The 11,120-nt window shown below is 50.5% G+C and carries 11 protein-coding genes; all 11 read left to right on the top strand.

The window, feature by feature from the left end:
- Positions 1-400, top strand: a 400-nt coding sequence (locus TX85_RS27505; protein ID WP_044478898.1) for a 3-methyl-2-oxobutanoate hydroxymethyltransferase, incomplete at its 5' end; no start/stop codon positions are given.
- Positions 397-1,290, top strand: a complete 894-nt coding sequence (panC, locus tag TX85_RS09610; RefSeq protein ID WP_044478896.1) for a pantoate--beta-alanine ligase — start codon at positions 397-399, stop codon at positions 1,288-1,290. The genes TX85_RS27505 and panC, both read left to right, overlap by 4 nt.
- Positions 1,291-1,294: 4 nt before the next feature.
- Complete coding sequence (gene panD, locus TX85_RS09605; RefSeq protein WP_044478894.1) at positions 1,295-1,678, top strand: aspartate 1-decarboxylase; 384 nt, start codon at positions 1,295-1,297, stop codon at positions 1,676-1,678.
- A 133-nt stretch (positions 1,679-1,811) separates the two neighbouring features.
- Positions 1,812-2,450 carry a tetratricopeptide repeat protein gene (locus tag TX85_RS09600; RefSeq protein ID WP_049894888.1) on the top strand — a complete coding sequence of 213 codons (639 nt, stop codon included), beginning with the start codon at positions 1,812-1,814 and terminating at the stop codon, positions 2,448-2,450.
- A gap of 156 nt (positions 2,451-2,606) precedes the next feature.
- A complete protein-coding gene (gene dinG / locus TX85_RS09595) occupies positions 2,607-5,468 on the top strand; it encodes an ATP-dependent DNA helicase DinG (protein WP_044478892.1) in 2,862 nt (953 codons plus the stop codon).
- Positions 5,469-5,506: 38 nt separating this feature from the next.
- Positions 5,507-6,169 carry a redox-sensing transcriptional repressor Rex gene (locus tag TX85_RS09590; RefSeq protein ID WP_044478891.1) on the top strand — a complete coding sequence of 221 codons (663 nt, stop codon included), beginning with the start codon at positions 5,507-5,509 and terminating at the stop codon, positions 6,167-6,169.
- Positions 6,147-7,445, top strand: coding sequence for an amidohydrolase (locus tag TX85_RS09585; RefSeq protein WP_044478889.1), 1,299 nt, complete (start codon positions 6,147-6,149; stop codon positions 7,443-7,445). The genes TX85_RS09590 and TX85_RS09585 overlap by 23 nt, the downstream gene beginning before the upstream one ends.
- Before the next feature lie 76 nt (positions 7,446-7,521).
- Positions 7,522-8,007: a cell wall elongation regulator TseB-like domain-containing protein gene (locus TX85_RS09580; protein WP_044478887.1), complete on the top strand. Its 486-nt coding sequence runs from the start codon at positions 7,522-7,524 to the stop codon at positions 8,005-8,007.
- Between the two features lie 34 nt (positions 8,008-8,041).
- Positions 8,042-8,257 carry a hypothetical protein gene (locus TX85_RS09575; RefSeq protein WP_044478885.1) on the top strand — a complete coding sequence of 72 codons (216 nt, stop codon included), beginning with the start codon at positions 8,042-8,044 and terminating at the stop codon, positions 8,255-8,257.
- Positions 8,258-9,047: 790 nt separating this feature from the next.
- Positions 9,048-9,581 (top strand): hypothetical protein, encoded by a 534-nt coding sequence (locus TX85_RS09570; RefSeq protein ID WP_044478883.1) that lies wholly within the window; start codon positions 9,048-9,050, stop codon positions 9,579-9,581.
- Positions 9,574-11,076: an AAA family ATPase gene (locus tag TX85_RS09565; protein WP_044478881.1), complete on the top strand. Its 1,503-nt coding sequence runs from the start codon at positions 9,574-9,576 to the stop codon at positions 11,074-11,076. The genes TX85_RS09570 and TX85_RS09565 overlap by 8 nt, the downstream gene beginning before the upstream one ends.
- Positions 11,077-11,120: the final 44 nt, after the last annotated feature.

The following is an 11,120-nucleotide window of genomic DNA, read 5'->3' as shown; positions in this document are numbered from 1 at the left end:
GCAAGGCAAGGACGAGCAGGATGCCCGCCGGCTCATGGAGGATGCCAAGGCGCTGGAGCGTGCCGGTGTATTCGGGATCGTCCTGGAGCTAGTTACTGAAGAGGTGGCAGAAGCGATCTCGAAGGCTGTGTCCGTACCGACCATTGGTATCGGGGCAGGACGGAGGGTAGACGGGCAGGTCCTCGTCTTCCACGACGTGCTTAAGTACGATTCCGACTACCGTGAGAAGCGCTTCGTGAAGACTTATGCGGATATCGGCGCTGAAATTCGTCAGGGCATTGCGGCTTATGTGAATGAAGTGAAGACCAGACAATTCCCGGCACAGGAGCATGTGTTCAATGCAGAGGATACCGTTATAGCGGGTCTTTACGGGAAAGTAAAAGAGGAAGCTGTGAAATGAACCTATTCCGGAATATTCAGGATTTAAGACAATATTTGAAGCAGGAGCGCTTGAAGGCAGCTCTGGAAGGCAAGGTCCTGGAGACAGGCTTCGTGCCTACGATGGGTTACTTGCATGAAGGGCATGCGAGTCTGCTCCGAGAAGCGAGACGCAACAATGATCTGGTGGTGCTGAGTATTTTTGTCAACCCGATTCAGTTTGGTCCGAACGAGGACTTTGAGCGTTATCCGCGGGACGAAGCGAAGGATCTGCAGCTTGCGGAGCAGGAAGGCGTTGACGCAGTCTTCTTGCCTTCAGTCGAGAAGATGTATCCTGCACAGACGCTAACCAAAATTACGGTCAGTCAGCAGCTGACTGGAGGGCTGTGCGGCGCTTCCCGTCCCGGACATTTCGACGGGGTAACTACCGTTGTCAGCAAGCTGTTCCATATTGTTGAACCAGAGCGGGCTTACTTCGGACAGAAGGATGCTCAGCAGGTAGCCGTAATTACCCAAATGGTGAAGGACTTGAACATGCCCGTTCAGATTGTTCCATGTCCGATTAGACGGGAAGAGGACGGCTTGGCGCTCAGCTCCCGCAATGTGTATCTTGCCCCGGCTGAGCGCGAGGCGGCATTGGTCTTGTCCCGTCAGCTACTGCATGTGCAGGAGCTGATCAACGAAGGCGGGACCCTGACAGCGGGCGAGGCAAAAGAAACATTGCTACATGCGTTCACGGCCGAGCCTCTGGCTGAGGTGGACTATGTGGAGGTCGTCCGCTTTCCAGGTCTTCAACCGCTTGGCGATTCCGAGAGAATAGCCCAAGATGGAGAGGTACTGGTTGCTGTTGCGGTGAAGTTCGGGAGCACCCGGCTGATCGACAACGTTATTCTGAGCAAGAAAGGTGTGTAACGCGATGTACAGAACGATGATGAAATCTAAAATTCACCGTGCCACCGTGACGGAAGCGAATTTGAATTATATCGGCAGCATTACTATTGACGAGGATCTGATGGAAACAGCGGATTTACTGGAAAATGAAAAGGTGCAGATTGTAAATAATAACAATGGCGCCAGACTTGAGACTTATGTAATTCCCGGCCCTCGCGGGAGCGGGGTCATCTGCCTGAACGGAGCGGCTGCCCGTCTGGTTCAACCGGGCGATAATGTCATTATCATCTCTTATGCCCAAATGTCGGCGGAAGAACTGAGAAGCCACAAGCCAACCGTTGTGTTCGTGGACGCGAATAACCGACCTGTGGAGACCGCAGCGCAAGAGCTGCATGCCACGATTCGGTAATTGATCGCCAGAACCGTTTGCCCTGCCCACCATGGCTATGCAATTAATGCCTGCGGGAATGAAATGCGAGCCCATAACAAAAAATGAACGTAAGGCTCACACTGATTTCATTTTCGATAAAGGTGGGATGCGGATGATGTTTCAACATATGTTTGCGGAAATGAGCGGGATGCTGGACGAAATCATTCATTATTATCCTGGAGCAAGCGGTCCTGCGCGTCAGGAGCTGGCTGCCAAGTGGCAACTGCTCAAAACGATGAGCGATGGAATTATCGAGGAATGGCTTAGCTTTGAAGAGAAGCTGGGTCATTTCCGTCAAACCGGCGCCAGTCCGGATGGAGGCGCTCTGCCTGTGCCTGAGCTGCCTGAGATGGACGCAGAGGCCTTTGTGAAAGGTCAAGGGTATTATAAGCTGATGATGTTTACGCAGGCACTGACGCAGTTCAAACAGGTCGTGGAGCAGTATCCGGATAGCGCGGTGGGGCGAACGTATCTGGCGATGTGCTATCTGCATCTGAATGAATCCGAACAAGCAGTTCCGCATTTTTGGCGCGTTCTGGAAACCTGTGATTCGAAACGTATTCGTTCCATCATTTATAATGCACTCGGCTGCATTGAGGCCCAGAACGGAGTGCGCTTGAAGGCGAAGGAATATTTTAAGCTGGCTCACTACCATGATCCTTCCCTGCGAGAGCCGCTGGCGAATCTGGAATCATGCATGCGCAGCAGCGGGAAGCTGCATTATGGAAGTGAATTGACCTCTCTTCTGTAGTATTTCCGGCAACGCAGGAAAAGATTATCAGGCGATGCAGAACCCTTTGTCAAGGGGGCATCGCTTTTTTTTGTAGCGATTTCACATTCAATTTTCAAATTCGCCATCTTCTGTTATGCTGTTAAATAGACTGGAAGAAAGGGACTTTACAAATCAATGAAATACGCCGTACTTGATTTTGAAACCACGGGCAACCAATCCTCGGATGTGATTATTCAGGCTGGATTGGCCATTATAGATGAAGACATGACGGTATCCCGTGTATACAGTTCTTTTGTGAAGCCCGGGATTCCGATTCCGCCGTTCATCACAAGTCTGACGGGGATTACCGAAGAGGACGTCAAGGATGCGCCTGATTTGGACGAGGTCATGATGGAGATGGTTCCATTGCTCAATGACGCCGTGCTGGTCGGCCATAACGTTGCCTTTGATTTCAATTACTTACAGAGCGCGCTGGATAAGACTGGCTACCTGCCGTATACAGGGCGAATTCTCGATACCATGGATTTTTTGAAAATATTATATCCCTCCTTGACGACGTATCAGTTAGGGATGGTTGCCTCGGAGTTCGAGGTGGAGCATGACCGGCCTCATCAGGCGGATAGTGATGCCTTGGCTACGGCTCTGATCTTCATCAAATGCCTGGAGGAGCTGGAGCAGCTGCCGCTATTAACGATACAGCGACTGGCGGATTTGCTCTCCGGGGAGGACAGTGATCTGGCCTGGTTCTTCGATGCAGTACTGGAGCAGCGTCAGCAGAACCCTTCTGTAGATCAGGATGGTTATACGTACTACAGACAGTTCGCGTTAAAGACCGATGACTGGATGAATATTGAGCCTGAGCGCAGCGATATGATGCATAACCCGCTTGAGGGTGTCAGCTTCGAGCAATTTATGGAGCAGGTGCAATCGTCTCTGAAGGAGAAGCTGCCTGAATATGAAGAGCGTGAAGCGCAGAACCTGATGCTGAAGGAAGTCGCAGCTGCTTTCCAGGAAGACAAGCATTTGCTTGTAGAAGCGGGCACAGGGACGGGGAAATCGTTAGGTTATTTGCTGCCCGCCATTTATCACAGCGTCAAAACCGATGAGAAGGTCATGGTGAGCACCCATACGATCAATCTTCAGGAGCAGCTGCGCGAGCGGGATATCCCGCTGTTGACCGAAGTTGTGCCCTTCCCGTTCAAGGCCGCGGTATTTAAGGGAAGACAGCACTATTTGTGTTTACGCAAATTTGAACATAAAATGAACAGGAGAGACTTCGCCTCTCCGAAGGAAGAAGTGATGACCGCCGCGCAAATGATTGTCTGGCTTGCCCAGACAGAGAACGGGGATGACGAGGAGCTGAATCTCGGCAACCGGGGTGGAGACTTCTGGGAGACCGTGGCGAGTGAATCGGACTCCTGTCTTGGACGCTCCTGTCCATGGTTCCGCAAGTGTTATTATCACAAAGCGAAGCATGAAGCAGGGGTAGCGGACGTAGTCATTACCAATCATTCCAAGCTGTTCACGGACATCCAGGCGGGACACCAGCTCCTTCCTGGCTATGAGCGTCTTGTCATCGACGAAGCCCATCATTTGGAGGACGTAGCCGGAAAACATTTAGGAATGCAAATGAAATATTTCACAGTGGTGCACACCCTGACACGACTGTTCAAGGACAGCAAGAACGGTCAGCTCCCGAATCTGAGGCAGCAGCTTCAGCAATCAGGGAATGAGCGGGCAGCTTCCTGGGGAGCGGTCATCGATGGACTTTATCCTGCTTTTCTTGATGTGAAGGAGCATTGGGATCGTCTTGCTGAAGCGATGTTCACACTGATGCCCGAGCGGAGCGACGCCGCTTCCGGCGATCCTGGACAATTCGTGCTGCGGCTGCTGCCGCACAAGAAGCCGAAGAGCTGGGATGATCTGCTCACGATGGAGAACCAGATTTATGTGACCATCGGAGATATTGTTCGCAAGGCCGAGAAGCTGCTTACCGAGCTTAAAGAGCAGGACGAGCAGGATTTTGGCTCCGAAAGTCTAATTACTGATATAACCGGGCTGATCAAGGACCTGGGAACTGAACGGGACGCACTGCGTTCCTTCATGAAGCTGGAGGACGTAAACACCGTCTACTGGATTGAAGGCAACGGAAATTATCGAAGCAAATCCCTGCAGATATTTGCCGTGCCGATTGATGTCAGCGAGCAACTCAAGAGCTACTTCTTCGACCGGAAGAAGAGCATTGTTATGACATCTGCCACCTTGTCGGTGGACAAATCCTTCCAATATATGATTGACCAACTGGGCCTGCAGGAGGCGCAGGCTCAAGACCGGCTCATGACCTCCATGCTTCCTTCGCCGTTTAATTACCGCGAACAGGCCTTGCTTGTGATTCCGCGGGACTTTCCAAGCGTCAAGGGAAGCGTAGGGGATGATTACTTTGTCAGTACACTCGTCCAATCATTGGCTGACACAGCGATTGTAACTCAAGGCCGTATGCTCGTGCTGTTTACCTCCTACCGGATGCTGAGGCAGGTTTATGATCCGCTAAAAGAGCTGCTGTCATCGCACAATATTTCGGTAATCGGCCAAGGCATGGACAGCGGCAGCCGCACCAAGCTTACCCGCCGGTTCCAGGGGCAGCAAGCATCCGTACTGCTGGGAACCAGCAGCTTCTGGGAGGGCGTTGATATCCCGGGAGATGCGCTCACGAGCCTGGCGATTGTACGCCTGCCGTTTCAACCGCCGAATCATCCGCTTGTGGAAGCGAAGAGCGAGCGGCTGCAGCAAGAGAAGAAGAATCCTTTCATGAAGCTGTCCGTTCCGCAGGCCGTCATCCGTTTCAAGCAAGGCTTTGGACGGCTCGTACGGACTTCCCAGGATCGGGGGATCGTCATTGTGTACGATACTAGAATCCTGGAATCTTATTACGGAAAGTACTTTTTGTATTCTTTGCCTGGACCGAAGATGGAGCATATGCCGCTTGGCCAGATGGTTCCGCGCATTGCGGAATGGCTGGACCCGGAAAATCCGTAAACGCTTCTTAATTTGCGTCAATAATAGGGGGATAATCGATGAAGTCGGAGAAAATTTCAGACGCCGTTGTGCGTAGATTGCCAGTCTATTTGCGTTTTCTTAATGAATTAAGCCGCCGAGAGGTATCCACGGTTTCATCTCAGGAGCTGGGACAGAAGCTTGATCTGAATCCGGCGCAAATTCGTAAGGATCTCGCTTATTTCGGTGATTTTGGCCGGAAGGGGATCGGCTATGATGTGGCTTATTTGATCGAGAAAATTCAGCAAATTCTGAATCTGGATCAACAGATTAATGTGGCGCTGATCGGAGCTGGTAATCTCGGACAAGCGCTATCGAATTATAATGCTTATGTGAAGGACAATATGAAGATTGTTGCTGTATTTGATGCAAGCCCTGGTAAAATCGGCGGGAAAATCAATAATATCGAAATTCAGCCGATCGAGATGCTGGATGAAACGGTACGCAACATGAATATCCGGATCGGAATTATCACGGTACCTGCGGCTGAAGCCCAGCATGTTGCTGACAAGCTCGTGGCTGCCGGGATTGGAGCCATTTTGAATTTTGCGCCGACGATTCTCAAGGTGCCGGCTGAAGTGCGGGTACATGCGGCAGACTTTACCACAGATTTAATGAGTCTCGCTTATTATCTGGACGGCGGAAAGGAAATGAAAGACCATGACTCGAAAATGGCTGATTAAAGACGGCACGTTCGCGGTGCTGCATCAAGAACAAACCGTGATCCGCGGCTATATGCTGATCGAAGGGGATAGAATTACCTATATCGGCCAAGAGCGGCCGGAAGGCGTGGAAGGGGCCGAGACATTCGACGGCAAAGGCCTTCTATTTCTGCCTGGTCTGATCAATACCCATGGACATGCAGCGATGTCGCTGCTACGTGGCTATGGCGATGACATGGTGCTTCAAGAATGGCTGCAGCAGAAGATGTGGCCCATGGAAGCAAAGTTCACCGGTGAAGATGTACGCTGGGGCACGGCGTTGTCTGTGATTGAGATGCTCAAGAGCGGAACGACGACCTTCCTTGATATGTATGATCACATGGATCAGGTGGCCTCGGTAGTGGAACAATCCGGCATCCGTGCGGTTCTGACGCGTGGCGTGATCGGGCTTTGTCCGCCTGAGGAGCAGCAGCGGAAGCTGGATGAAGCGGTGTTGTTTGCTCGCAATTGGCATGGGAAGGCGAACGGCAGAATTACGACGATGATGTCGCCGCACGCTCCTTATACCTGCCCGCCGGATTATATCGAAAAAATCGTGCAAGCGGCCCATGATCTGGATTTGCCGCTGCATACCCATATGTCGGAGACTCTAGCGGAAGTGGAACAAAATGTTCGGGATTACGGGGTTCGTCCGGCCCAGCATTTGTTGAATCTCGGCTTATTTAGCCGTCCGTCTTTGCTGGCGCATGCGGTGCATTTGACTGACGAGGAAATTGCTATGCTTGCCGAGCATCGCGTAGCCGTCTCCCATAATCCGGGCAGCAACCTGAAGCTTGCCTCCGGAGTAGCCCGTGTGCCGGAGCTGCTGCGGGCAGGTGTGACGGTGTCCTTGGGTACGGATGGCGCAGCCAGCAATAACAACCTGGATATGTTCGAGGAGATTCGCCTCGCCGCACTGATCCATAAAGGCGTTACAGGGGACCCGACCGCAATTCCGGCAGCCGAAGCCCTTCGTATGGGAACGGAATATGGCGCGAAGTCGTTGTTCCTTGACCAGACAGGTGTGCTCGCAGCGGGAATGAAGGCGGACTTTATCGCCTTGAACCTGAAGCAGGCTCATTTCCTGCCGAAGACCGATTATATCTCTCATGCGGTATATTCCGCTGCCGGTCAAGATGTCGAGCATGTCTGGGTGGACGGCAAGCAGGTCGTCAAATCACGGGAGTGTCTGACTCTGGACGAGGAGAAAATTCTATTCGAAGCGCAACGAGCCTTTGAGGGCTTGCTTGCAAGATAGGATAGATAAGGCGTCTTAATCTATGTAAATTAACTTTTTATAGAAAGCCATTCAGGAGAGGAAAGGAAGGGAGCTTTTGCGTAACAGAACCAAATGGGTCTTGCTTTCCTTTATCATCCTTGCGCTTATTCTGCTTGGCCTCTATCGCTTTTATCTATATGTATATGAGGACACCTGGCAAGCGGAGAAGCTTGCAGTGCAGAGGGCGAAGGCGGAGACTACGCTTGTCAAGTCCGATGAAGTATGGAAATCAGTCTGGGACAAGGTATGCTGGGTGGTAGAGGGACAGAACGAAGACGGTGAACAGGTGATGGTCTGGCTGCCCGAGGATGGGCAAGCCGAGGTGAAGCTTCTCTCGGAAGGGGTCTCGGAATCCCAAGTGAGAAGCATCATTAAGGAGGAGCTGCCTAACAGCACCATTGTTCGTCTGATGCCAGGAATTTATGAGAACGAATATGTATGGCAAGTTTTTTATAAAGAGAAGGCGCATCACTACTACAAATTCTATCGATTTAGCGACGGTAAGCCGCTGGATGAAGTTTTCACCCTGCCGAATAGGTAGCCAGCGTGCGAAAATTGCCGGGTTGGGTGCTCATGTGACGATTTTAGTGCGAAAAGGCATTAAAATTACTGGTGTGGGAGCTCGTGCGGCAATTATAGTGCGAAAAAGCATTAAAAATGCTGGGACGGGTGCTCGTTCGGTGATTATAGTGCAAAAAGGCATTAAAAATGCTGACGTGGGAGCAAATGTGGCGATTATAGTGCAGAAAAGCATTAAAAATGCTGGACGGGAGCTCATGTGGCGATTTTAGTGCGAAAAGGCATTAAAATTACTGGTGTGGGAGCTCGTGTGGCGATTTGAGTGCAGAAAAATGAATGAATAAAAACTAGCTAATGTTGGGCTGAAAAGGTGAGGATCTTTTCTAGCCCAACTTTTTTTAGGTATTTTTGGGAAACAGCCTTTTTTGTTATCTCTCCATCCTATAATGGCTTGGTTTGATGGCTTAGTTCAGTTAGAGGAACCCCTTATCAACGGCATCGAAAGTACACTTCACACGCCCCCGGCATACAATCATTAATATTAGTACAACTCTCTAATAACCTTGATCAAGCAAAATCCAATATTCACTGAGTGAACCCAAGCAGACCCAAGCAGACGTGAGGCGATGGAATCACTGGAGTAGAGGTATCCTTTCGACCGCTGTTGTTTCGCCTATTCTTGCTTATTCACAATTTCAGCTTTTTAGAAGTTTGAGGCTGAATATAGGATGATTGGGGCTGGATGATGTAGGGTGAGCGGGAGACGCACTTAGCCATTGTTATGGCATGCGGGAACAGGGAGAATGTGATGATTTCTGGTAAATTCCATGCATAGCACGCTATCTTCAAGACGACGCTTAGAGGTTCTATCTTGCCATGTTTAACGAGTCTTGGACTTAATTGCTTTCGTCACACAGGTCTAGCATTGGGGGTCTATTCTTTTATTATTAAGTAAAATTTAAAATATATTTCACAATTTTTCATTAGATTTGATATACGATGTGATATACTCTTATCTATAACATTGTTTATACTACTTTTATATATGAGGGGGACATCTGCGTGAAATTGCGAGTTGTACCGGTCGTTGTCAGTGTGGTCGCCTCTGCCGTGCTGTTGTTTGGCGGCTGGTTTGCTTACCAGCAATGGGCTGTTGAGAACCCGTTTCAGCATAAGGTTAGCCAAATGGAAGGTGTAAAGGGTGTACAAACCTCTATTACCCCAAATCAGGTCGAATTGAATCTTGATTTGGCACCGGATACTGATTTTGCTGGGCTGGTTCGCCAGATTGAAGCTGACGGCAAAAAGCTGCTCGGCAGCAGAGAGCTGAAGTTGACAATCAAGGATCAAAAATCGGAGAAGCTGGAACAGGTCTGGCAGGGGGCTTTATTCCCGATTGCCCAGGCTATGGAAAATAAACAGTATACCGAGATCACAGCCGCACTGGAGCAGTTGGAATCCAGTGAAGCCGGAATTTCGGCAAAAGCGGACATGGACGAGAAGAATGTATACATTACGTTGACGGATGGACAAGTCAGCAAATTTATCATTTTGCCGCGCACAGCGCAGGCGATAGGAGTGTGGCCGAATGCGTAAGCTTGCTATGGAAATTGCAGTCGGGGCCGTACCTGTATTACTGATTTTTCTGGCTTATCTGGGTGTGAATGTTACCCCGTTGATCATTCTTGCGATTATGGTCGGTTCTGTCTATATGCTGGTAAAAATGCGCGGCGGAATTACCGCAACCGCATCCCAGGAACGGAAACGGAAAAAGGTCGCTTCGACCGGGTTGACCTTTGAAGAAATCGGCGGTCAGGACAGCGCTAAGCAGGAGCTTCGCGAAGCGCTGGATTTCATGGTTCGGCACGAAGAGATCAGCAAGTTCGGAATCCGTCCAATTAAGGGGATTCTGTTGACTGGTCCTCCGGGAACAGGGAAGACCCTGATGGCGAAGGCGGCCGCCCAGTATACCAATGCTGTCTTTGTGGCAGCCTCGGGCAGTGAGTTCGTTGAAATGTACGTCGGTGTAGGCGCAAGCCGTATACGTGAACTTTTTAAAGAAGCCAGAACCAAGGCGCTCAAGGAGAAGAAGGAGAATGCGGTGATCTTCATCGATGAGATCGATGTGATTGGCGGGAAACGGGAAGGCGGACAGCAGCGAGAATACGATCAGACGCTTAACCAGCTGTTGACCGAAATGGATGGGATTTATACTTCCGAGGCTCCGAAGATTCTGATTATCGCTGCAACCAACCGTAAGGAAATGCTGGACAGTGCCTTGCTTCGCCCCGGCCGGTTTGACCGTCACATTCAGGTTGACCTTCCGGATAAAAAGGGACGCCGTCATATTTTGGACATTCACAGCAAGAACAAGCCGCTGGCGGAAGAGGTAAGTCTGGATAAGGTCGCAGAAGAGTCCTACGGCTTCTCCGGCGCCCAGCTCGAAAGCGTCATGAATGAAGCGGCGATCTATGCGATGCGGGATGATCAGGCGGAAATTACCCAACGTCATCTCTCAATGGCGGTAGACAAGGTGATGCTCGGGGAGAAGACGGATCGTCAATCCACAGAGGAAGAGAAGCGGAGAGTTGCTGTTCATGAACTGGGACACGCGGTTGCAGCAGAGGTTGTTGCTCCGGGAAGCGTGAACCAGGTTGTGCTCAGCCCCCGTGGACGGGCGCTGGGTTACGTACGGCATAATCCCCAGGAAGAGAAGTATCTGTACACCAAGAGCTACCTGGAAGGCCAGATCATGATTGCTTTGGCAGGGGCAGCTGCTGAAGAAATCTATTACGGAGGACGCAGCACCGGGTCCAGTAATGATTTTGAGCAGGCACTCAATCTGGTGCATACGATGATGACCTCAGGACTGACTTCTCTTGGCATTATTCATATGGATATGGTGACCAAGGAAGTGCTGATGCACGAGAACTCCAAGATTTTGGATGAGCTTGCCGCAAGAACCAAGCAACTGCTGGTAGACAATGCGGCGGTGTTCGACAAATCGCTGGATATCCTGCTTCGGGAAGAACGTGTATCTGGAGAACAATTCCGTTGTCAATTTCGTGACAGCATGAATTTACCGGCATAATTCTTTATGCCGGTAATTTTTTTTACTTTTCCGTCATGCTAAGA

The organism is Paenibacillus antibioticophila (genome assembly GCF_000455265.1).
In the GTDB taxonomy this organism is placed as follows: Bacteria; Bacillota; Bacilli; order Paenibacillales; family Paenibacillaceae; genus Fontibacillus; species Fontibacillus antibioticophila.
The sequence above is the reverse complement of the archived record's forward strand: the minus strand, read 5'-3'. Positions and strand labels throughout refer to the sequence as shown.

What these genes read in the sequence shown, in the direction of transcription:
- panC (WP_044478896.1), top strand. Translation starts at nt 397, where the DNA reads ATGAACCTATTCCGGAATATTCAGGATTTAAGACAATATTTGAAGCAG.
- panD (WP_044478894.1), top strand. Translation starts at nt 1,295, where the DNA reads ATGTACAGAACGATGATGAAATCTAAAATTCACCGTGCCACCGTGACG.
- TX85_RS09600 (WP_049894888.1), top strand. Translation starts at nt 1,812, where the DNA reads ATGATGTTTCAACATATGTTTGCGGAAATGAGCGGGATGCTGGACGAA.
- dinG (WP_044478892.1), top strand. Translation starts at nt 2,607, where the DNA reads ATGAAATACGCCGTACTTGATTTTGAAACCACGGGCAACCAATCCTCG.
- TX85_RS09590 (WP_044478891.1), top strand. Translation starts at nt 5,507, where the DNA reads ATGAAGTCGGAGAAAATTTCAGACGCCGTTGTGCGTAGATTGCCAGTC.
- TX85_RS09585 (WP_044478889.1), top strand. Translation starts at nt 6,147, where the DNA reads ATGACTCGAAAATGGCTGATTAAAGACGGCACGTTCGCGGTGCTGCAT.
- TX85_RS09565 (WP_044478881.1), top strand. Translation starts at nt 9,574, where the DNA reads ATGCGTAAGCTTGCTATGGAAATTGCAGTCGGGGCCGTACCTGTATTA.